This is a genomic window from Pelagerythrobacter marinus (assembly GCF_034375205.1).
In the GTDB taxonomy this organism is placed as follows: domain Bacteria; phylum Pseudomonadota; class Alphaproteobacteria; order Sphingomonadales; family Sphingomonadaceae; genus Pelagerythrobacter; species Pelagerythrobacter marinus.
In genome coordinates this window covers 1,507,982-1,528,721 of sequence record NZ_CP139719.1, presented here as the reverse complement: position 1 = coordinate 1,528,721, position 20,740 = coordinate 1,507,982, and the positions used below count along the sequence as shown (strand labels likewise).

19 protein-coding genes are annotated in these 20,740 nt (G+C 70.2%); 14 read left to right on the top strand and 5 right to left on the bottom strand.

Annotation, left to right across the window (positions count from 1 at the left end):
• Positions 1-96: 96 nt before the first annotated feature.
• Positions 97-1,056: a tRNA (adenosine(37)-N6)-dimethylallyltransferase MiaA gene (miaA, locus tag T8T98_RS07390; protein WP_251105573.1), complete on the bottom strand. Its 960-nt coding sequence runs from the start codon at positions 1,054-1,056 to the stop codon at positions 97-99.
• On the opposite strand from miaA, the gene serB reads away from it, so the two are divergent.
• Complete coding sequence (serB, locus tag T8T98_RS07385) at positions 1,049-1,930, top strand: phosphoserine phosphatase SerB (protein WP_251105574.1); 882 nt, start codon at positions 1,049-1,051, stop codon at positions 1,928-1,930. The two genes, miaA and serB, sit on opposite strands and share 8 nt — an antisense overlap.
• A 100-nt stretch (positions 1,931-2,030) precedes the next feature.
• Positions 2,031-2,876 (top strand): Coq4 family protein, encoded by an 846-nt coding sequence (locus tag T8T98_RS07380; protein WP_251105575.1) that lies wholly within the window; start codon positions 2,031-2,033, stop codon positions 2,874-2,876.
• 24 nt (positions 2,877-2,900) lie between these two features.
• Here T8T98_RS07380 and T8T98_RS07375 read toward each other — a convergent pair whose 3' ends face one another.
• The 3 genes from T8T98_RS07375 to T8T98_RS07365 all read right to left on the bottom strand — a co-directional run bounded on the left by T8T98_RS07375 (position 2,901) and on the right by T8T98_RS07365 (position 6,558).
• On the bottom strand, positions 2,901-3,566 hold the full coding sequence (locus T8T98_RS07375) for a nitroreductase family protein (RefSeq protein ID WP_251105576.1): 666 nt from the start codon (positions 3,564-3,566) through the stop codon (positions 2,901-2,903).
• A gap of 55 nt (positions 3,567-3,621) precedes the next feature.
• Positions 3,622-5,814, bottom strand: coding sequence for a phosphoribosylformylglycinamidine synthase subunit PurL (purL, locus tag T8T98_RS07370; RefSeq protein ID WP_251105577.1), 2,193 nt, complete (start codon positions 5,812-5,814; stop codon positions 3,622-3,624).
• 63 nt (positions 5,815-5,877) lie between these two features.
• The gene (locus T8T98_RS07365) at positions 5,878-6,558 is read right to left on the bottom strand and encodes a hypothetical protein (protein WP_251105578.1); all 681 of its coding nucleotides are present in this window, start codon (positions 6,556-6,558) and stop codon (positions 5,878-5,880) included.
• 193 nt (positions 6,559-6,751) lie between these two features.
• Between T8T98_RS07365 and T8T98_RS07360 the strand changes: the two genes are divergently transcribed.
• The 6 genes from T8T98_RS07360 to T8T98_RS07335 all read left to right on the top strand — a co-directional run bounded on the left by T8T98_RS07360 (position 6,752) and on the right by T8T98_RS07335 (position 12,584).
• On the top strand, positions 6,752-7,003 hold the full coding sequence (locus T8T98_RS07360) for an exodeoxyribonuclease VII small subunit (protein ID WP_160732973.1): 252 nt from the start codon (positions 6,752-6,754) through the stop codon (positions 7,001-7,003).
• 1 nt (position 7,004) lies between these two features.
• On the top strand, positions 7,005-7,913 hold the full coding sequence (locus T8T98_RS07355; protein WP_251105579.1) for a polyprenyl synthetase family protein: 909 nt from the start codon (positions 7,005-7,007) through the stop codon (positions 7,911-7,913).
• On the top strand, positions 7,910-8,452 hold the full coding sequence (coaD, locus tag T8T98_RS07350; RefSeq protein WP_251105580.1) for a pantetheine-phosphate adenylyltransferase: 543 nt from the start codon (positions 7,910-7,912) through the stop codon (positions 8,450-8,452). The genes T8T98_RS07355 and coaD overlap by 4 nt, the downstream gene beginning before the upstream one ends.
• A 107-nt stretch (positions 8,453-8,559) precedes the next feature.
• Entirely contained in the window at positions 8,560-9,273 is a 714-nt protein-coding gene (locus T8T98_RS07345) for a peptidylprolyl isomerase (protein WP_251105581.1), read from the top strand.
• Positions 9,274-9,382: 109 nt separating this feature from the next.
• Positions 9,383-10,411: a tRNA preQ1(34) S-adenosylmethionine ribosyltransferase-isomerase QueA gene (gene queA, locus T8T98_RS07340; RefSeq protein ID WP_251105582.1), complete on the top strand. Its 1,029-nt coding sequence runs from the start codon at positions 9,383-9,385 to the stop codon at positions 10,409-10,411.
• Positions 10,412-10,478: 67 nt separating this feature from the next.
• Positions 10,479-12,584: a CapA family protein gene (locus T8T98_RS07335; RefSeq protein WP_251105583.1), complete on the top strand. Its 2,106-nt coding sequence runs from the start codon at positions 10,479-10,481 to the stop codon at positions 12,582-12,584.
• On the opposite strand, the gene T8T98_RS07330 is transcribed toward T8T98_RS07335, so the two are convergent.
• Positions 12,585-13,175: a TetR/AcrR family transcriptional regulator gene (locus T8T98_RS07330; protein WP_251105584.1), complete on the bottom strand. Its 591-nt coding sequence runs from the start codon at positions 13,173-13,175 to the stop codon at positions 12,585-12,587. It lies immediately after the preceding gene.
• A gap of 57 nt (positions 13,176-13,232) precedes the next feature.
• Between T8T98_RS07330 and T8T98_RS07325 the strand changes: the two genes are divergently transcribed.
• From T8T98_RS07325 to T8T98_RS07300, 6 genes are all read left to right on the top strand, one after another.
• Positions 13,233-14,657 carry an 8'-apo-carotenoid 13,14-cleaving dioxygenase gene (locus tag T8T98_RS07325; protein ID WP_251105585.1) on the top strand — a complete coding sequence of 475 codons (1,425 nt, stop codon included), beginning with the start codon at positions 13,233-13,235 and terminating at the stop codon, positions 14,655-14,657.
• 40 nt (positions 14,658-14,697) lie between these two features.
• Positions 14,698-15,651: an ABC transporter ATP-binding protein gene (locus tag T8T98_RS07320; RefSeq protein ID WP_407675108.1), complete on the top strand. Its 954-nt coding sequence runs from the start codon at positions 14,698-14,700 to the stop codon at positions 15,649-15,651.
• The gene (locus T8T98_RS07315) at positions 15,648-16,412 is read left to right on the top strand and encodes an ABC transporter permease (protein WP_251105586.1); all 765 of its coding nucleotides are present in this window, start codon (positions 15,648-15,650) and stop codon (positions 16,410-16,412) included. Before T8T98_RS07320 ends, T8T98_RS07315 begins: the two co-directional genes overlap by 4 nt.
• Entirely contained in the window at positions 16,409-17,476 is a 1,068-nt protein-coding gene (locus tag T8T98_RS07310) for a DUF481 domain-containing protein (RefSeq protein WP_251105587.1), read from the top strand. Before T8T98_RS07315 ends, T8T98_RS07310 begins: the two co-directional genes overlap by 4 nt.
• Positions 17,476-18,603, top strand: a complete 1,128-nt coding sequence (gene tgt / locus T8T98_RS07305; protein WP_251105588.1) for a tRNA guanosine(34) transglycosylase Tgt — start codon at positions 17,476-17,478, stop codon at positions 18,601-18,603. Before T8T98_RS07310 ends, tgt begins: the two co-directional genes overlap by 1 nt.
• Positions 18,604-18,717: 114 nt before the next feature.
• The gene (locus T8T98_RS07300; RefSeq protein WP_322295882.1) at positions 18,718-20,685 is read left to right on the top strand and encodes an alpha/beta hydrolase family protein; all 1,968 of its coding nucleotides are present in this window, start codon (positions 18,718-18,720) and stop codon (positions 20,683-20,685) included.
• The last annotated feature ends 55 nt before the right edge of the window (positions 20,686-20,740 follow it).

The window sequence follows — 20,740 nt, the reverse complement described above, 5'->3', positions numbered from 1 at the left end:
CCCGGAAAAAGATCGACCCGGCGCGAGGGGGACGCGCCGGGCCAGTATCGATCCGTTGCCTCATCGCCTATGGGACAGAATATGATATGTCAAGGGCTATCGGTGAAACAATGATGCGAATGTATCGGTTAGAGAATCGCAATATGTCTCCATCCGGTGCCATTCTTGCGGCGGCTGCCGGCGGAACCAGGTGTACTGGCGCTTCGCATACTGGCGCGTCGCCTGCTGGCCGGCGGCAATCGCCTCGTCGCGCGACGTCTCGCCGGCCAGCCAGCGGGCGATCTGCGTCACGCCGATCGCGCGCATGACCGGCAGGCCGGGATCGAGGCGGCGGGCGAGCAGGGCCTCGACTTCCCCGACCGCGCCGTTTTCCATCATCGCCACGAAGCGCCGGTCGCAGCGTTCGTGGAGCCAGGCCCGATCGGGCAGGAGGATCAGCGGGTGCAGCGCCACCTGCGCCCCGATCCCGCCCTCGCGCCGCGCCTGCCAGTGCGAAAGCGGCCTGCCGGTGGAGCGGACGACCTCGAGCGCGCGGGCAACGCGGGTCGTGTCGGCGGGGGCGAGCGCGGCGGCGCGCGCGGGGTCGAGGCGCGCCAGCTCGGCATGGGCCTCGGCCACGGGCAGCGCGCGCACCGCCTCGCGCACCGCGGGATCGATCGGCGGCACCGGCGCGATCCCGTCGAGCAGGGTCCGCAGGTAAAGTCCGGTGCCCCCGACGAGGACGGGCACGCCGCCGCGCGCATGGACGGCGGCGATTTCCCGGCGCGCGGCCGCGGCCCAGTCGGCCGCCGAACAGGGATCGGCCCCGTCCCAGGCGCCGAACAGGCGGTGCGGCACGCCGGCGGTCTCCGCCTCCGACGGCCGGGCGCTGAGCACGCGCAAGTCGCGATAGACCTGGGCGCTGTCGGCATTGATCACGCGGGCCTCGCGCCCGCTGTCGAGCACCGCCCGCGCCAGGCGCACGGCCAGATCGCTCTTGCCGCTGGCGGTGGGCCCTGCAATGAGCGCGACCGGCGGCCGCCCGTCGCCGGCAATCGGAGGAATCTCGGTGCTCATCGCCCGGCTGATAGCAGACCCGGCCACGCTGGAAACACGCCTCGACCGCGCGACCGCCGCGCTGGAGAAGGAGGGGATGCGCGTCGCGCTCGCGCAGATGCACGATTTCTGCGGCGACGTGCTGCAGCTGAGCCTGCCCGAAGGCGATCCCGCGACGCTGCGCGGGCTGCTGGAAGAGCATTTCGCCCCGGCCGACCTGCTTGTCTCGCGGCGGGAAATCGCGGTGCCGGACCTGTTCGTGTCGGACATGGATTCGACCATGATCGGCCAGGAATGCATCGACGAGCTGGCCGACTTCGCCGGTTTCCGCGACCGGGTGGCCGCGATTACCGAGCGCGCGATGCAGGGCGAGCTCGATTTCGCCAGCGCGCTGGCCGAACGCGTCGGCCTGCTCGCGGGGCTGGGGGAAGACAGCATCGCGGATTGCCTTGCCGAGCGCATCCGCCCGATGGAGGGCGCGCGCACGCTGGTCGCCACGCTGAAGGCGCGCGGGTGCCGCACCGTGCTGGTGACCGGCGGTTTCCACCATTTCGCCGACCCGGTGGCCGATCAGCTCGGCTTCGACCGCGTCGTGGGCAACCGGCTGGCGGTCGCCGGGGGCAAGCTGACCGGCGCGCTCGCCGGGGCGATCACCGATAGCGCGGTAAAGGAACGCGTGCTGCGCGAAGAGGCCGAGGGTATCGGGCCGGAGGCGACCAGCCTCGCCACCGGCGACGGAGCCAACGACATCCCGATGCTGGCCGCCGCGACCTGGGGCATTGCCTTCCGCGCCAAGCCGCGCGCGCGCGCGGCCGCCGACGGGACGATCGACCGCGGCGACCTGACCGCCGTGCTCGAACTGTTCGGCATCCCGCGCGAAGAATGGGTGGCCTGAATCGGCGCGCGCCGGCCGGCGGCGCGGCGCCCCCGGGGTCCCTTTCAATCTGCAACCGACCTGCTATATTGACAGGCGTGTCAGTAAAGGATGCCCTGTCATGACCAGTCCGCAGGCCCTGCCAGACGCCGGGGCGGCCGCCTGTGCCGCCGACGGCACGCCCTTCCGCAATCCCGCCCGGCCGCAGCCGCGGCGCAATGTCCGCAAGGCGCTCCACCATTTCCGCGAGCTGATCAAGGACAAGGAAGACACCGAGCAGGTGTTTCACATCTACGAGGCGCTGCCTTCGCGCACGTTCATCCCGCGCGCCCGCGCGCTGACGCTGAGCGCGGAAGGGGAGGCCCTGCGCGCCAGCGAGCCTTTCCTGCCCCCGATCCTCGACGATCACGAGGCGCTGCTGAAACTGCCCGAGGGCAGCGTGGCCCATGCCTATGTCGATTTCATGCGCCGCGAGGGGTTGAGCGCGGCGGGCCTGGTGGCCGAATCGGAGAAGATGGGGCGGCCGAAATACGGCGACCTGATCGAATGGTTCGCATTCCGCCAGCGCGACACGCACGACCTGATGCATGTCCTGACCGGCTATGGCCGCGACGCGCTGGGCGAACAGTGCGTGCTGCTGTTCACCCACGGGCAGAGCCCGAGCCACGGGCATCTCCTGCTCGGCTATGCCGGGGCGCTGAACATCCGCAAGCAGGTCAAGAGCCGGGCCCCGGTCTTCCGCGCGGTGCGCCAGGCGCACCGGATCGGCAAGGGCTGCCCCCCGATCGTCGCGATGGCGATCCGCGATCTCCTCGCGATGGACCTGGGCGAGGCGCGCCGACGGCTGCGGATCGCCGAGCCGACCTGGTACCACCGCTGTCACGAGGTCTGGCGCAGCGAGGGGATCGACCCCTACGACCTGCTGGCCAGCGAGCGGACGCCGGCCTCGCAGCCCGCCACCGCCTGACATTCCGGCCGGCCGCGGGCCGGGTCAGAGCCAGCTGGCGATCGTGTCGAGCGGCTTCTTGCGCAGCGCGTGGTCTGGCACGGTGGCGTCGGGCGCGGGGTGGCCGGCGACGACGATCATCAGCGGCTTTTCATGCGCCGGGCGGCCGCAGATCTCGCGCAGGAAGCCCATCGGGGAGGGCGTGTGCGTCAGCGTCGCCAGGCCCGCTTCGTGCAGGGTCGCGAGCAGCAATCCACAGGCCAGGCCCACGCTTTCGGTCACGTAGTAGTTCGAGGCCGCGCCGTCTTCCTCGATCCCGCCCTTGCGCTGCGCGAAGCAGACGATCAGCCAGGGCGCGATCTCCAGGAACGGCTTGTCGTGATCGGTCCCCAGCGGGGCGAGGGCGGCCAGCCATTCCTCGCTCGCACGCTCGGCATAGAAGGCGCGTTCCTCTTCCTCCGCGGCGAGGCGGATGGCGCGCTTCGCTTCGGCGGAGGAGACGGCGGCGAAATGCCACGGCTGATGGTTCGCGCCCGAAGGCGCGGTGCCGGCGGCGGCGATCGCGTGTTCGATCACTTCGCGCGGCACCGGCCTGTCGGTGAAGGCGCGACAGGTGCGGCGGCCGGCAAGCCGTTCGCAGGCCGCGCGGGCCCGGGCGATCCGCTCGTCGTCGCTTAGCGCGGGCGGCGCGGGGTAGGGGCGTTCGGTCACCGGCGCTCCTCCCCGCAGGCGATCCGCGCGCGGCGGGGGGAGGCGGGGCCGCCGATCAGGCTTCCATCCATTCGCGAAAGAAGCTTTCGTGCGCGGCGCGCAAGTCGGTCAGCGGCACGCCGGCCACGCTGTCGCCGCCGACCGTGCCGATCCGCCGGACCGGGATGCCCGCGGCCTCCACCCGGTCGGGCTGGCCGGTCGTGACGACGTAGCGGCCCTGGTCCTCGCCGAAAGCGGCCGCGGGGCCGCCCAGCGCGTCGAGCGAGCAGCCGATATTGCCCGCCAGCGCCATTTCGGCCAGCGCGACCAGCAGCCCGCCGTCGGACACGTCGTGGACCGCGGTGGCCAGCCCCGCGCCGATCAGGCGGCGGACGAACTCGCCCCGTGCGCGCTCCTGCGCGAGGTCGACCGGCGGGGCCTCGCCCGCCTCGCTGCCGTGGACCACGCGCAGCCAGAGCGACTGGCCGAGGTGGCGCGCCTCCTCGCCGACGAGCAGGATCGCGTCGCCTTCGGCAGCGAAGCCGATCCGGGCCATCGCGCCGTAATCTTCCAGCAGGCCGACCCCGCCGATCGCGGGCGTGGGCAGGATCGCGCTGCCGCCGCCGGTCGCCTTGCTCTCGTTATAGAGGCTGACGTTGCCGCTCACGATCGGGAAGTCGAGCGCGCGGCAGGCATCGCCCATGCCATCGAGGCAGCCGGTGAACTGGGCCATGATCTCGGGCCGTTGGGGATTGGCGAAGTTGAGGCAGTTGGTCACCGCGAGCGGGCGCGCGCCGACCGCGCAGAGATTGCGATAGGCCTCCGCGATCGCCTGCTTCCCGCCTTCGTAGGGATCGGCATGGCAGTATCGCGGGGTGCAGTCGGTCGTCATCGCCAGCGCCTTGCGCGTGCCGTGGACCCGCACCACGCCGGCATCGCCGCCGGTCTGCAGCGTGTCGGCGCCGACCTGGCTGTCGTACTGCTCCGCGATCCAGCGGCGCGAGGCGAGGTCGGGGCTGGCGACCAGCTTCAGCAGGTCCGCGCCCAGATCGGTGCTGCCGGGCGCGGTCTCGAGCGGCTCGACTTTGGCCCAGGCCCGGTAATCCTCGCGGCTCATCGCCGGCCTGTCGTAGAGCGGCGCGTCGGCGGCGAGCGGGCCGAGCGGGATGTCGCACACGACCTCGCCCTCGAACTCCAGCACCATGTGCCGGGTGTCGGTCACTTCGCCAATGACCGCGAAATCCAGTTCCCACTTGCGGAAGATCTCTTCCGCCATGGCTTCCTTGCCGGGCTTCAGCACCATGAGCATCCGCTCCTGGCTTTCGCTCAGCATCATCTCGTAAGGTGTCATCCCCTCTTCGCGGCAGGGGACCTTGTTCATGTCCAGCCGGATGCCGGCCTTGCCGTTGGTGGCCATCTCGACGCTGGACGAGGTGAGCCCGGCGGCGCCCATGTCCTGGATCGCGACGATCGCGTCGGTCGCCATGAGCTCGAGGCAGGCCTCGATCAGCAGCTTCTCGGTGAAAGGGTCGCCGACCTGGACGGTGGGGCGCTTTTCCTCCGCATCCTCGCCGAAATCCGCGCTGGCCATCGTCGCCCCGTGGATCCCGTCGCGCCCGGTCTTGGAACCGACGTAGACGATCGGGTTCCCGACGCCGGTGGCCGCGGAATAGAAGATCTTGTCGGCATCGGCGACGCCCACGGTCATCGCGTTGACCAGGATATTCCCGTCGTAGGCCGGATGGAAGTTCGTCTCCCCCGCCACCGTCGGCACGCCCACGCAGTTGCCGTAGCCGCCGATCCCCGCGACCACGCCCTGGACGAGGTGCTTCATCTTGGGATGATCGGGCCGGCCGAAGCGCAGCGCGTTGAGGTTCGCGACCGGGCGCGCGCCCATCGTGAACACGTCGCGCAGGATACCGCCGACGCCGGTGGCCGCGCCCTGGTAGGGCTCGATATAGCTCGGGTGGTTGTGGCTCTCCATCTTGAAGATCGCCGCCTGCCCGTCACCGATGTCGATCACGCCCGCGTTTTCGCCCGGGCCGCAGATGACCCAGGGCGCCTCGGTCGGCAGCTTCTTGAGGTGGATGCGGGAGGACTTGTAGGAGCAATGCTCCGACCACATGACCGAGAAGATGCCGAGTTCGACCAGGTTCGGTTCGCGCCCGAGCGCGTGGAGGACGCGTTCGTATTCCTCGGGGCTGAGGCCGTGCTGCTCGACGACTTCGGGGGTGATCGCGGACTCGGTGCGGGACTCGGGGCTAGCCATGCGCGCGCCCTTACGTTTCAATGCCGCGAAGGGCAACGATCCATGCGCCCCGGCCGGCGCCGTTCAGCGCCGGGCGGTCGCGACGCCAAGGCCGATCTCGCGCCGGTGCCAGCGCGTGTCGCCGACCCACCAGGCGATCCATGTCGCGAGGGCGAAGGAGGCCAGCGCGAGGAGGTAGAGGCCCGGCCCGGCCGATTCGGGCTGCGGGCCGGTCCAGTTGACCAGCTGCATCGCCAGCAGCACGGCCAGCAGGACCAGCGGCGGTCCGGCAGGGCCCCGTGTGCGCCGCAGGTAGAACGCGAAAGCCCCCAGCGTCAGCGCCAGCTCCAGCGGAATGGCGATTTCGGGCCGGTCCCACAGGCCCAGGCCCAGTTTGCGCTCCCCGCCCGCCAGCGTCAGGTCGGGCCGGTGCACCAGCAGGTCGAGGAACCAGTGCGAGAGGACCACCGCCCCGCCGACAAGCGCCGCCGGCAGGTCGCGCCGCCAGGCCAGCAGCACGGCGACGAAGGCGAGCGCCCAGGCGGCCGTGCCGGCCAGGCTGTGGGTATAGGGCATGTGATAGAGGTCCAGCGGGTTCATCGCCGTCGCGCCCGGCGTTATCCGCAGTTTCTCGACCCCGAACGCGGCGAGGGCGAAGAAGCCCCAGTCCACCAGCTGCGCGGCGACGAACAGCACCCCCAGTTTCGGCGCCCGCCGGCTCGCGGCCCCGGCGAGGAAGGCGGCGGACCAGTGGCCGATGAACACTTACTGCGCCCCGGCCGGGCGCGTGCCGGCCCCGCATGGGCCCGGCCCGTGCCGGCCTGGCCGCCGTGCGCCGGGCGCGCGTGAGAAACCCCGGCTGCCGGCCGGCTGCGCGGCCTCGATCCCCGTCATCGCCGTCCCCCCTGTTCGCAGTCAGCTTGACCAAGCACCGGGCGAGCGTCAATGCTCTATCGCCATGAGCAACGACACGCCCGACATTGCCAGCATGACCTTCGAAGACGCGCTGAAAGCGCTGGAGGATATCGTCCGCAAGCTGGAAGGGGGCGAGGCCGCGCTGGACGAATCGATCGCGCTTTACGAGCGCGGCGAACGCCTGCGGCAGCATTGCCAGGCCCGGCTGGACGCGGCGCAGGCGCGGATCGAGAAGATCGTCCAGGGCGCCGACGGCGAAGTACGCGGAACCGCACCTTTCGACGCGGCGAACTGAGATGCAACTGGTCGGCGACCGGGGCCAGTTGCTGGCGGAGGGCCTCGCCCGCATCCAGCGCGAGGTGGACCGGACGTTCGACGAGCTGATGCCGGTGCCCGGCGACACCCGGGCGCGCCTGGTCGAGGCAATGCGCTACGCCGCGATCGGCGGCGGCAAGCGGGTGCGCCCGCTGCTGCTCTGCGCGACCGCGGGGATGTACGGCGTCTCGCGCGAGGCCGCGGTCCGCTGCGGCTGCGCGGTCGAGGCGATCCACGTCTATTCGCTGATCCACGACGACCTGCCGTGCATGGACGATGACGACCTGCGGCACGGCAAGGCGACCGTGCACCGCCGCTTCGACGAGGCGACGGCGGTGCTCGCGGGCGATTCGCTCCATGCCTTCGCGTTCGAGATCCTCTCGATGCCGGAGACCGCCAGCGATCCCTTCGTCCGCGCCGAACTTGTCGCCACGCTCGCTGCCGCCAGCGGGATGGGCGGCATGGCCGGCGGCCAGATGATGGACATGGCCGCCGCCACGCAGGAATACGATCTTCACGCGATCACCCGCCTCCAGCAATTGAAGACCGGCGCGCTGCTGTCGGCGGCGGTCGAGATGGGGGCGGTGCTGGGCCGCGTGCCGGGCGAAGGGCGCGCGGCGCTGCGCAACTATGCCCGCGACATCGGCCTCGCCTTCCAGATCGCCGACGACCTGCTCGACCACGAGGGGGACGAGAGCAAGGCGGGCAAGGCGCTGCGCAAGGACGCGGAGCAGGGCAAGCAGACATTCGTGACCCTGATGGGCATCGAGAAGGCGCGCCACCAGGCCCGCGCCCTGGTCGAACAGGCCGTCGGCCACCTGGCGCCCTATGGCGCGGAAGCCGACATGTTGCGCGCGCTGGCGCGGTTTATCGTGGAGAGAGACAGGTGAGTGCCAACCAGAACGGCGCCAGCGGAAATGGTGAACGTATCGGCGTCTATCCGGGCACGTTCGACCCGATCACGCTGGGCCATGCCGATATCATCCGGCGCGGCAGCAAGCTGGTGGACCGGCTGATCATCGGCGTAACCACCAATCCTTCCAAGAACCCGATGTTCACGCCGGAAGAACGCATGGCGATGGTCCGGCGCGAAGTCGCCGCGCTCGGCCTCGACAATGTCGATGTGGTCGGCTTCAACGCCCTGCTGATGAAGTTCGCGCGCAAGCAGGGGGCCAGCGTGATCGTGCGCGGCCTGCGCGCCGTCGCCGATTTCGAGTACGAATACCAGATGGCCGGGATGAACCAGCAGCTCGACGACCGGATCGAAACGGTCTTCCTGATGGCCGACGTCTCGCTCCAGCCGATCGCGTCGAAGCTGGTCAAGGAAATCGCCGTCTTCGGCGGCGACATCTCGCCTTTCGTCAGCGCCGAAGTGAGGGACGAGGTCGTCGCCCGGGTCGAGAAAGTCGGCCGCCGCGGCGATTACTGACGCGGGCAGGGGGCGCATCATTCATTGAACCGACAGTCCCCCGCCGCTAGACGCTGGCGGCTGAATTCGATTTCTTGCATTATTGCCAATTCGACGACGGGAATTCCATGTCCAGATGCCTGATTGCCGCCGCGGCCCTGCTGTCGATGGTCGCAGCACCCGCCCATGTCTCCGCCCAGGATAGCCCGGCCGTCGAAGCCGGTGCCGGGGGCGACGCGGCCGCGCAGGACCGGCCGGCACCGGTGTACCAGCCGATCAACTACGACGTGCAGGAAGACCGCGAGAACATCCTGCTGCTCGACCTTTCCACCGGCGAACGCGTGGCGATCCGCCTGATGCCGAGCTGGGCACCCAACCACGTCGAACGCATCAAGACGCTCGCGCGCCGGGGGTTCTACGACGGGGTCATCTTCCACCGGGTGATCGACGGCTTCATGGCCCAGACCGGCGATCCCACCGGGACCGGGCAGGGCGGGTCCGACCTTCCCGACCTCGACGCGGAGTTCAACCCGATGCCCCACGTGCGCGGCACGGTCGCCATGGCCCGCGCGCAGGAAGAGAACAGCGCGAACAGCCAGTTCTTCATCGTCTTCTACCCCCGCTTCACGCTCGACAAGCGCTACACCAATTTCGGGCGGGTCATCGCCAACATGGCGGCGGTGGACCGTATCGCGCGGGGCGAACCGCCGGCCAACCCGACCCGCATCCTCCAGGCATCGATCGCCGCCGACAACAAGCCGGTGCCCGCGCCCGCCCCGGCCGCGCCGGCGCAGGACACGATCACCGCGGACATGCTGAACGCCCCCGGCGGAAACCAGTAGCCAGGCCGCCGCGGGCCTGCCAGAAGGGCGGGGCGTCGGGCAGGCTGGCGGCTTGCCGCTGCGCCCCCCGCCGGCCCGGCAAGGCCCGAAGACCGGGACCCAATGCCGCATGCGTATCGATCTGTTCGACTTCGACCTGCCGCAGGACCTGATCGCGCTGCGCCCTGCCACGCCGCGCGATTCGGCGCGCATGCTGGTGGTCGATGGCGATCGCCCCTTCGATGACCGGACCGTGCGCGACCTGCCCGCGGTGCTGCGCCCGGGCGACGTGCTCGTCTTCAACGACACGCGCGTCATCCCCGCCCAGCTGGAAGGGCGGCGGGGCGAGGCGCGGATCGGCGCGACCCTGCACAAGCGGATCGACCTGCGGCGCTGGCAGGCCTTCGTGCGCAATGCCCGGCGGTGCCGCGAGGGCGACCGGGTGGAATTCGGCGGCGGCGTGACCGCGATCGTCGAGGCGCGCGGCGACGACGGCAGCGTGACTTTCGCGTTCGAAGGGGACGAGCCGGTCGAGGTCCTGCTCGAACGGGCGGGGCGAATGCCGCTGCCGCCCTATATCGCGGGCAAGCGCCCGGCGGACGCGCGCGACGCGCGCGATTACCAGACGATGTTCGCCGCGCGCGACGGTGCGGTCGCCGCGCCGACCGCCGCGCTCCATTTCACCCCGGAGCTGGTCGCCGCGCTCGACGCGCGCGGCGTCGTGTCCGAGACGCTGACGCTCCACGTCGGGGCGGGGACGTTCCTGCCGGTGAAGGTGGAGGACACGCGCGAACACCGGATGCACAGCGAGTGGGGCCGGATCGAGGCGGCGACGGCCGAGCGTCTCAATGCCGCGCGGCGCGACGGGCGGCGGGTGATCGCGGTCGGCACGACCAGCCTGCGCCTGCTCGAGAGCGCGGCCGATGCCGACGGCACGATCCGCCCGTTCGAGGGGGATACCGCGATCTTCATCACCCCCGGGTATGCCTTCCGCGCGATCGACGGGCTGATGACCAATTTCCACCTGCCCCGATCGACCCTGTTCATGCTCGTCAGCGCGCTGATGGGGCGCGAGCGGATGCAGGCCGTCTATGCCCATGCGATAGAGCGGAAATACCGTTTCTACTCCTATGGTGATAGCAGCCTCCTCTTGCCCTGAGCGGGGCACACGGTCGCGGGGGGCGGCGCAGGGGCCGGGACAAGGGCACCGAAAAGGGGGGCAGGCGATGCGAATCCGGGCATTTTGCGCGATCCTGGCGCTGGCCGTGGCGGGAATGCCGGCCGCCGCCGAGCCGGCCCTGCGCGATGGGCAAGGCCCCGCTGCCGCGGCGCCCGCCACACCGCCCGTCGCCGCCCGGGGCACCGTTCTTTCGGCGGACAGCGGCGCGCCGATCGCGGCGGCGACGATCACTCTCAACGGCCAGAGCGTGGCCAGCGACGCGGAGGGGCGGTACCGCCTCGAGGCGGGCGAGGCGACGCTCTACACGCTGCGCGTTTCCGCCCCCGGCCACTATCCGGCGCACCATGCCTTCGCCCGTCACGAGCTGGTGGACGAAGCGGGCCTGCTGCGCGTGCCGCCGGTGGAGCTGGTCGAGCGGCGCGCCGGGCGGCAGCTGTTCGTCTTCGGCGGCGATGTCATGGGCGGGCGCCGTTACGAGACCCCGCTGGAGGGGGAGCGCCGGCTGGTCCATGACGCCACGCGGCAGGCGGACATGCGCGCCCTGCTGGCGACGATGGCGCCCACGCTGCGCGCCGCCGACCTGGCGAGCGTCAACCTCGAGATCACCCTTTCCGCGCGCGAGCTGACGAGCGCCGCGCCCAAGTCCTACGTCTTCTATGCCCATCCCGAGCTGGCCCATGCGCTCGCCTGGGCCGGGGTTGACTATGCCGCGCAGGGCAACAACCACGTCTACGACTATCTCGACCAAGGGCTGGCCGATACGATGGCGGCGGTGAAGGCCGCCGGGCTCGGCCATTCGGGGGCCGGCGCCGATCGCGCCGCGGCGATCGCCCCCTGGCGCACCAGCCTGCAGGGCGAGGCATGGTCGTTCCTCAGCTTCGTCGGCTGGGAGGGACGGGTCGAGCCGAACCAGGTCGCCGAGGCGGGCAAGGGCGGGGCGGCGCTGGGCGACGATGCCACGATCGTGGAGACCGTGGGCCGCGAAACGGCCGCCGGGCGGGCGGTGGTCGTCCAGTACCACGGCAGCCGCGAGTACTCGCCCGAACCGACGGCCGAGAGCCGGCGGCGGATGCTCGCCGCGATCGATGCCGGGGCGGACCTGGTGATCGGCCACCATCCGCACGTCCTCCAGGGCTTCGAGATCCACCAGGGGCAGCTGGTCGCCTATTCGCTCGGCAATTTCCTGTTCGACCAGTACATCCACGAAACCCAGGCGAGCATGTTGCTGAAGGTGTGGATGGACGAAAGCCGCTTCGCCCGGGCGGAAATCGTGCCGATCGACGTGCGCGACTATCGCCCGGTGCCCGCGGTCGCCGGGATGCGCGATGCCGTTCTGCGCCGACTGCGCGCGCTGTCGGGCCCGCGCGGCGTGCGGATCGCCGACATGGCGGGCCACGGCATCATCGCCGGTCCCGCGTCCCCCGCGTCCGTCGCGCCCGAGACCGAGCCGCACGCGCTGGCCCTTGCCCCTGTGGCCGGCGCCGCCATGGCCGCGATCCCTGCCGGGGCGCTGGTGCAGGGGGCGCCGGCCGCGGCGCGCGATGAGGCGGGGCGCCCGCTCGTTTTCGGGCGCGGGCTGCTGTGGCGCGGCGATTTCGAAAGCCACGAGGGCTTCGGCGCGCACGACCGCACGTGGACCTTCGAAGGCGGGACGGGCACGCTCGACCGCCGGGCCTTCGCGGGCGACCATGCCCTGCGCGTGACGCCGCGGGGCGACGCGGTGACGATGCACCAGCGGATCGCGCTGCGCGATCTCGATCGCGGGCCGCTGACGGTCGGCGGCGCGATCGCGGGCGAGGGCACGGCGCTTACGCTGCAATACCGCTTCCGCCTGGCGGGCGAGAAGCGCTTTTCCTCCTGGCAGACCGCCGGGAGCTTCACCCCGGCGGGCCCGGGCTGGGAGCGTTTCGCCTTCGACATTCCGGCCCCGGCGGCCGAGCCGACGCGCTTCAACATCCGCTTCGTCGCGAAGGCGCGCGATGGCGAGGCACGGCCGTTCCGGCTCGACGATCTCCAGGTCGTCAACTGGGAGGGGGACGCGGGCGAGCCGATCGCGGGCCTGCGCCAATACGTCCGCCTGCCCGGCGAGCGTCCGCAGCAACAGTCGGCGACCGTCAGCTTCCGGCCCTGGGCCAGCCGCCCGGCCGAGTGATCAGGGGCGGTCGCCCGGCGCGGGGAAGAGCGTGCCGGGGTCGATCACCCGATCGATCAGGGCATCGTCGGCCGGCAGTCTGCCGTCGAGCATGAGCATGGCGAGCCCGTGGACGATCGACCACGCCTGCAGCGCGAGCCGCTCTGCCGCCGGTCCGTCGCCCGCCAGCGCCGCCGTGCTGCGCTTCAGCAGGTCAGAGGCGGGATCGGATTTCCCGGCCCGGTCCGCGCCGGGTTCGCCGTGGGTGAAGACCAGGCGGAAGAGCGCCGGGTTGGCCAGCGCGAAGCGGACGTAGGCGCGCCCGGTCGCGGCAAAGCCCGCGCGCTCGTCCTCGGTCGCGGCCATCGCCTCCGCCTGCGCGGCGCCCAGCCGGGCCAGTCCCGCCTCGCCCAGTGCGGCGAGCAGGGCGCCCTTGTTGGGGAAGTGGCGATAGACCGCCGCTGCCGAGACCCCGACCTCGCGGGCCAGTTCGCGCAGCGAGACCGTGCCGCCCGCGTCCTCCGCGTGGTTCGCCTCGAGCGCGCGCAGCCCCGCCTCGATCAGGGCCTCGCGCAAGGCGCCGTGGTGATAGGGCGAGGGCGATGTTGACACTGTTTACACCTGCGCTATGTTGACATTGTTTACATCGGCTAGCGGCAGGAGTCCGGCATGGCAAGCGTTCTGGAAAAGACCATTCGCGGCGCGGTAACGGCAGGGATCGGCAAGATTGCCGCGTTCAACCGTTCCGGCCTGGAGCAGGACAATCCCTTCACGCAGGGGCTCCACGCACCGATGCAGGAGGAGCTGACGCTGGAAGACCTGCCGGTCACGGGGACGATCCCGGCCGCGCTCGACGGGCGATACCTGCGGATCGGGCCTAACCCGGAACATGCCGACCCGCGCGGCCACCACTGGTTCGTCGGCGACGGCATGGTCCACGGCGTGCGGATCGCGCAGGGCCGGGCGCGGTGGTATCGCAACCGCTACGTCCGCTCGCGCGCGCTGGAAGAAGTTTCGGGCCTGCCGGCCGCGCCCGGCCCGCGCCGCGGGATGAACGACACGGTCAACACCAATGTCATCCCCTTCGGCACCGGCATTCTCGCGCTGGTCGAGGCGGGGTCCTACCCGGCCGAGCTTTCGGACGACCTCGAAACGCTGGGTTACAGCGATTTCGGCGGCGGCTTGGCGGGCTCTTTCACCGCCCACCCGCACCGCGACCCGGCGACGGGCGAATACCACGCGATCTGTTACGATGCCGCGCGGCCCGACCGCGTGACCCATGTCGCGCTCGACCCGGCGGGCAAGGTCATGCGCGAAGTGCCGATCGCGGTCGAACACGGCCCCTCGATCCACGATTGCGCGCTTACCGCGTCGTGGGTCGTGATCTTCGACCTGCCGGTCACGCTGTCGATGAAGGCGCTGATCGCCGGGCATCGGTTTCCCTATCGCTGGAACCCGGCCCACCGCGCGCGCGTCGGCCTGCTGCCGCGCGACGGAGACGCCGCAGAGGTGACCTGGCACGATGTCGATCCTGCCTATGTCTTCCATGTCGCCAACAGCTTCGAGGATGCCGAAGGGCGGGTGGTGGTCGACTGCTGCGCTTACGAGACGATGTTCGACGGGGCGATGCCCGGCCCCTTCGGCCGCAACCTGGGGCTCGAGCGGTGGACGGTCGATCCGGCCGGCGGGAAAGTCGCGCGCGAGACGTTGAGCGCCGCGCCGCAGGAGTTTCCCCGCTGCGACGAACGCCATTTCACGCGCCCCTGTCGCCATGTCTGGACCGTGGGCCTGCCCGACGATGCCAGCCCCGAATACTTCGCCAGCGCGCCGCTCTATCGCCACGACCTGCGCACGGGGGAGACGGTGGAGCGGTCTTTCGGCGCCGATGCAGTGCCCGGCGAATTCGTATTCGTGCCCGGCGCGCCCGATGCCGCGGAGGGCGAAGGTTGGGTCATGGGCTTCGTGATCGATCGCGCCAAGTGCGTGACGGACCTCGCCATTCTCGATTCCATGACGCTGGAAGACGTCGCGCGAATCCACGTTCCGCACGTGATTCCGCCCGGTTTCCACGGCAACTGGGTGGCGGCCTTTTAACACTTGGCAAGCGGCAGGCGGCGCGCGATTGTCCCGCGCCATGGAACCGATTCACGATCCGATCCTGGATATTCGCGGCCTGACGAAGGTCTATCCCGGCGGGCTGAAGGCGCTCGACTCGGTCGATCTCTCGATCCGCCGGGGGGAGATCTTCGCGCTGCTCGGCCCCAACGGCGCCGGCAAGACCACGCTGATCGGGGCCGTGTGCGGCATGGTCCGCATCAGCGCCGGGTCGATCCACGCCTTCGGCGGCGACCTGGTGAACAACTGGCGCACCGCGCGCCAGCGGATCGGCCTGGTGCCGCAGGAACTGGGGTTCGACATGTTCGACACGGTCGAACGGCAGGTCGGCTATTCGCGCGGGCTGTTCGGCCGCGCGCCCGACCGCGCCCGGATCGAGGAGGTCCTGCGCTCGCTGAGCCTGTGGGACAAGCGCGACGAGGAAATCCGCAAGCTTTCGGGCGGGATGAAGCGCCGCGTGCTGATCGCCAAGGCGCTCGCTCACGATCCCGAACTGCTGTTCCTCGACGAGCCGACCGCCGGCGTGGACGTGGAACTTCGCCGCGACATGTGGCGCCAGATCGACAGCCTGCGCGACCAGGGCGTGACGGTGATCCTGACCACCCATTACATCGAGGAGGCCGAGGAAATGGCCGACCGCGTGGGCGTGATCGACAAGGGGCGTCTGCTGCTGGTGGACGAGAAGGAGGCGATGATGAAGCGGCTCGGCCGGACCGAGGCGCACTTCGTTCTCGCCGCCCCGGTTTCCAGCCTGCCCGAGAGCCTGCGCGCCTATCCGGTGACCCTGGCGGAAGACGGCGCGGTGCTGAGCTATCGCGGCGGCGACGGGACGGGCAAGGGCAAGGCCGAAGTGGCGGCGGTCGCCACCGCGCTGGTCCAGGCGGGGATCGCCTTCACCGCGCTGGAACAGAAGGAATCGAGCCTGGAAGACATCTTCGTCGACCTGGTCGAACGGCAGGGGCTGGCGGCATGATCAACTGGCGTTCGACATATGCGATCTATCGCAACGAGCTGGCGCGTTTCCGCCGCACCGTCTTCGGCTCGATCGTCTCGCCGGTGCTGACGACGAGCCTCTATTTCATCGTCTTCGGCGCGGCGATCGGCGGGCGCATCTCGGAAGTCGGCGGGCTCGACTACGGGGCCTTCATCGTCCCCGGGCTGCTGATGCTGACGCTGCTGTCCGAAAGCACCAGCAACGCCAGTTTCGGGATCTACATGCCCCGCTTCACCGGCGCGATCTACGAACTGCTCTCCGCCCCGGTCGGCGTGGTCGAGACCCTGCTCGGCTTCGTCGGGGCGGCCGCGACCAAGAGCCTGATCCTGGCCGCGATCATCCTGCTCACGGCCATGGTCTTCGTCGATTACACGATCGCGCATCCGTTCCTCGCGCTGATCTACATCATGCTCGTGGCCGCGTCGTTCTCGCTCCTCGGGTTCATCCTCGGCGTCTGGGCGGAAGGGTTCGAGAAGCTGCAGATGGTGCCCCTGCTGATCCTCACGCCGCTGACGTTCCTCGGCGGGACGTTCTACTCGATCGACATGCTGCCGGCGCCGTGGGACAAGATCGCGCTGGCCAATCCGATCGTCTATTTCGTCAGCGGGCTGCGCTGGACCTTCTACGGCGATTCCGACGTGTCGATCGGTATCTCGCTGGGCCTGACGCTGGGCTTCCTGGCGCTCTGCATCGCGATCATCGCCACGATTTTCCGCACGGGGTGGCGCCTGCGGACATGACGCGCTACGCAATTCGGCCGATGTCCACGCCGTCGCTCGCACCGATTGCGGCCCTTGCAGCCGCCCTGGCCGTGGCCGCGCCTTCGGCGGCCCGGGCCGGCCCGTCCGAACCCGCGACGCCCGCGGCCGATAGCGACGTGTCCGGAAGCGAGCTGGCCGAAGGCGAGCAATCCGAGGGCAAACTGCCCGGGGGCGTGCGCGCGATGATCGACGCGGCCCTCGAAACCGGCGACGCGGGCCAGGTCCGCACCGTCCTATCGCTGGCGCGCAAGACGCATCCCGACGGCAAGGCAGAGATCGACGCGATCGAGAAAGGCTGGAAGACCCGCCAGGCCGAGGCCGCCCGCCTCGCGCGCGAGGAGAAAGCGCGCAAGATCCAGGAAGCCGGTCTGTTCGATCTCTGGAGCGGGGAGGGGCAGCTCGGCGGCTTCCAGTCGAGCGGCAATAGCGACAACGTCGGCCTGTCCGCCGGCCTCAAGCTCAAGCGGCAGGGCCAGGACTGGAGCCACGCGCTGCGTGCCAATGCCGACTACCAGCGGTCCAACGGGGTGACGAGCCGCGAGCAGTTCCTGTTCGCTTACGAACCGCGTTACCAGATCAAGGACGAGCTGTTCTTCTACGGCCTCGCCCAGTACGAGCGGAACGCGCTCCAGGGCTTCACCGGGCGCTATGCCGTGTCGGGCGGCGTCGGTTACCAGGTGGCCGACCGCGACGACCTGAAGCTGTCGGTCAAGGCCGGCCCCGCGCTGCGCCTGACCGATTTCGAGGAAGGCGAGAACGAGACCCGCCTGGCCGCCCTGTTCGGTTTCGATTTCGACTGGCAGATCGCCGATCGGCTCGCGCTGACGCAGGATGCCAACATGGTTGCCGAAACGGGCGGCACGGCGACGGTGATCGTCGATTCCACCCGCACGACGCTGAACCTCGTCACCGGCCTCGACGCGAAAGTCAGCGACCGGCTGCGGTCGCGGGTCAGCTATGCGGTCGATTACGACAGCAAGCCGCCGGCGGGGAAAGTCTCGACCGATACCGTGACGCGGCTCACCCTCGTCTACGACTTCTGATGGACGCGCCCCGGTTCGCCTTTCGCGTCGACGCGGTCGACGGCAAGGCCCGCACGGGCCGTATCGCCATGCGGCGGGGGGAGATTCGCACGCCCGCCTTCATGCCGGTCGGCACCGCCGCCACGGTCAAGGCGATGAAGCCGGAAACCGTGCGCGCGACGGGGGCCGACATCCTGCTCGGCAATACCTACCATCTGATGCTGCGCCCGGGCGCGGAGCGGGTTGCGCGGCTGGGCGGGCTGCACCGGTTCATGAACTGGCAGCGCCCGATCCTGACCGACAGCGGCGGCTATCAGGTCATGAGCCTTGCCGCCCTGCGCAAGCTGAGCGAGGACGGGGTCGAGTTCCGCAGCCACATCGACGGCGCGCGGCACATGCTCTCGCCCGAAAGGTCGATGGAAATCCAGCGCCTGCTGGGTTCGGACATCGTCATGGCCTTCGACGAGTGTCCGCGCGCCGACCGGCCGCGCGACGAGATCGCGGCCTCGATGGAACTGTCGATGCGCTGGGCGCGGCGCAGCCGCGAGGCCTTCGATCGCGGGGGCGACCACGCCGCGGGGGCGGCCCTGTTCGGCATCCAGCAGGGCGCGCTGGACGAGGATCTGCGCCGCGTATCGGCCGAGAAGCTGACCGAGATCGGCTTCGACGGTTACGCCGTCGGCGGCCTCGCCGTGGGCGAAGGGCAGGAGGCGATGTTCGCCACGCTCGACTTCGCGCCGGGGATGCTGCCCGAGGACCGCCCGCGCTACCTGATGGGGGTGGGCAAGCCCGACGACCTCGTCGGCGCGGTCGAACGCGGGATCGACATGTTCGACTGCGTCTTGCCGACCCGTTCCGGCCGCAACGGCCAGGCCTTTACCTGGAACGGCCCGGTGAACTTGCGCAACGCCCGCCATGCGGAGGACGAGGCCCCGCTCGATCCGCGGTGCAGCTGCGCCGTGTGCGGGCACTATTCGCGCGCCTATCTCCACCACCTGCACAAGGCGGGGGAAATCCTCGGCGCCATGCTGACGACCGAGCACAACCTTGCCTTCTACCAGCAGCTGATGGCCGCGATGCGACAGGCCATTGCCGAGGGCGCTTTCGCCGACTTCGCGGCCCGGTTCCGCGGCGATTACCTGCGCTGACGGGTTTCGCTTGCAAAGCGAAGGGCGGGTTTGCAACCTGTCGCCCGACGAACGGGGTCGACCGGGGGAACAGGTGTGAGAATTCGAGGTGCGATGGCCGCGGCTGCGGCAGCGATGGCGATAGCGGCACCGGCGTGGGCTGAAACGGGGACGGGGGCCGAATCGGGGGAGGAGGCCGCGCGGCTGTTCGGGGCCCGGCAATCGGTCGAGTATCTCAGCCTCAGCCCCTCCGGCACCAAGATCGCCTATATCGCACCCCATCGGGACAGCGGCGAAATCCTCTACGTCGTGGACCTCGAAGGCGACCCGATGCCGCGCGCGATCGCCAGCAACAGCGAACCGAAGCTGGACCTGCACCGCTGCGACTGGGCGACCGACGACCGGCTGGTCTGCCGGTTCTACGGCATTGCCGAGCGGACCGAGGCGCTGGTCGGCTTCACGCGGATGATCGCGATCGGCGCCGACGGCAGCGATGTCGACCTGCTCTCGCGCTCGAACAGTTGGCGCGCGCTCGGGCCGAGGCAGGACGGCGGCACGATCCTGGCCCTCGACGTGGAGGGGAGCGAGGACAAGATCCTGATGACCCGCCAGTGGGTGGAGGAATCGGGGGCCGATACCCGGCTGGCCAACCGCGACGGGGGCCTGGGGGTCGAGGAAGTCGATATCCATACCCAGTCGCGGCGGCGGGTCGAGCGGCCCGACGACGGGGCGGCCCGCTACATCGCGGACGAGAACGGCCGCGTGCGGATCAAGGTCAGGCGGCCGCTCGATTCGCTCGGGCGCATGGCGGAAAACGCCAGCTACTATTACCGCACGCGCGATTCCGACAGCTGGGAACGGCTCGATCCCCCGACGGACGGCGACGACTTCTTCGCCGAATTCTACCCCGTCGCGGTCGATACGGCGAAGGATGTCGTCTACGGCTTTGGCGAGGTCGACGGATACGATGCGGTGTTCACCGTCGCGCTCGACGGTTCGGGGCGGCGCGAGAAAGTGCTGGGGCGCAGCGATGTCGATGTCGACCAGCTGATCACCATCGGGCGCAGGAACCGCGTCGTCGGGGCCAGCTACGCGACCGAGAAGCGCGAAGTGGTCTATTTCGATCCCGAGCTTGCCGCGCTGGCCAGGAGCCTGTCGGCCGCCCTCCCGGGCGAGCCGCTGATCGATATCATCGATGCGAACGCCGACGAGAGCAAGCTGATGATCGTCGCATCGAGCGATGTCGATCCGGGCATGTCCTACCTGCTCGACCGTGCCACCGGCCAGCTCAATCCCATTCTTCCCCTGCGCGAACAGCTCGACGGGCGGACAATGGCGACGATGTCGCACGTCCGTTTCCCGGCGGCAGACGGGACGATGATCCCCGGTTACCTGACGATGCCGGTCGGGGCGGAAGATGGGCGCGATCTCCCGGCTGTGGTCCTGCCGCACGGCGGGCCGGGCGCGCGCGACGAGTGGGGCTTCGACTGGATCGTGCAGTTCCTCGCCGCGCGCGGCTATGCCGTGCTGCAGCCCAATTTCCGCGGATCGGCCGGGTATGGTTCGGCCTGGTTCGGGCGCAACGGCTTCCAGGCCTGGGAAACCGCGGTGGGCGACGTGAACGACGCCGGGCGCTGGCTCGTTGCGGAAGGGATCGCCGACCCGGACCGGCTGGCGATCGCGGGCTGGTCCTACGGCGGGTACGCGGCGCTGCAGTCGCAAGTGCTCGACCCGGCCCTCTACAAGGCCGTTGTCGCGATCGCGCCCGTGACCGATCTCGACCAGCTGCGCGAGGAATCGCGCGCATTCACCAACTACGGCATCGTCGATGCCTTCATCGGCAACGGTCCGCACGTCCGGGCGGGCAGCCCGGCGCTGAATGCAGAGCGGTTCGCCGCGCCCGTCCTGCTGTTCCACGGAACGCTGGACCAGAACGTCGGCGTGCGCCAGTCGCGGCGAATGGCGGACCGGCTGGAGGACGCGGGCAAGACGGTGACCTATATCGAGTTCGACGATCTCGCCCACTCGCTGGTGGCCAGTTCGGCGCGCCAGCGGATGCTGCGCGAGATCGACGCCTTCCTGGCCGCCTCGCTCGAGCGCTAGCGCCGCCGGCGCCGGCCTCTTCGCCGCCGCGGGGCGGACACGGCGCAACGAAAAA

Coding starts and splice junctions, on each gene's coding strand:
- miaA (WP_251105573.1), bottom strand. CDS start 1,056: ATGAGCACCGAGATTCCTCCGATTGCCGGCGACGGGCGGCCGCCGGTC.
- T8T98_RS07380 (WP_251105575.1), top strand. CDS start 2,031: ATGACCAGTCCGCAGGCCCTGCCAGACGCCGGGGCGGCCGCCTGTGCC.
- purL (WP_251105577.1), bottom strand. CDS start 5,814: ATGGCTAGCCCCGAGTCCCGCACCGAGTCCGCGATCACCCCCGAAGTC.
- T8T98_RS07360 (WP_160732973.1), top strand. CDS start 6,752: ATGAGCAACGACACGCCCGACATTGCCAGCATGACCTTCGAAGACGCG.
- T8T98_RS07355 (WP_251105579.1), top strand. CDS start 7,005: ATGCAACTGGTCGGCGACCGGGGCCAGTTGCTGGCGGAGGGCCTCGCC.
- T8T98_RS07345 (WP_251105581.1), top strand. CDS start 8,560: ATGTCCAGATGCCTGATTGCCGCCGCGGCCCTGCTGTCGATGGTCGCA.
- queA (WP_251105582.1), top strand. CDS start 9,383: ATGCGTATCGATCTGTTCGACTTCGACCTGCCGCAGGACCTGATCGCG.
- T8T98_RS07335 (WP_251105583.1), top strand. CDS start 10,479: ATGCGAATCCGGGCATTTTGCGCGATCCTGGCGCTGGCCGTGGCGGGA.
- T8T98_RS07325 (WP_251105585.1), top strand. CDS start 13,233: ATGGCAAGCGTTCTGGAAAAGACCATTCGCGGCGCGGTAACGGCAGGG.
- T8T98_RS07320 (WP_407675108.1), top strand. CDS start 14,698: ATGGAACCGATTCACGATCCGATCCTGGATATTCGCGGCCTGACGAAG.
- T8T98_RS07315 (WP_251105586.1), top strand. CDS start 15,648: ATGATCAACTGGCGTTCGACATATGCGATCTATCGCAACGAGCTGGCG.
- T8T98_RS07310 (WP_251105587.1), top strand. CDS start 16,409: ATGACGCGCTACGCAATTCGGCCGATGTCCACGCCGTCGCTCGCACCG.
- tgt (WP_251105588.1), top strand. CDS start 17,476: ATGGACGCGCCCCGGTTCGCCTTTCGCGTCGACGCGGTCGACGGCAAG.
- T8T98_RS07300 (WP_322295882.1), top strand. CDS start 18,718: ATGGCGATAGCGGCACCGGCGTGGGCTGAAACGGGGACGGGGGCCGAA.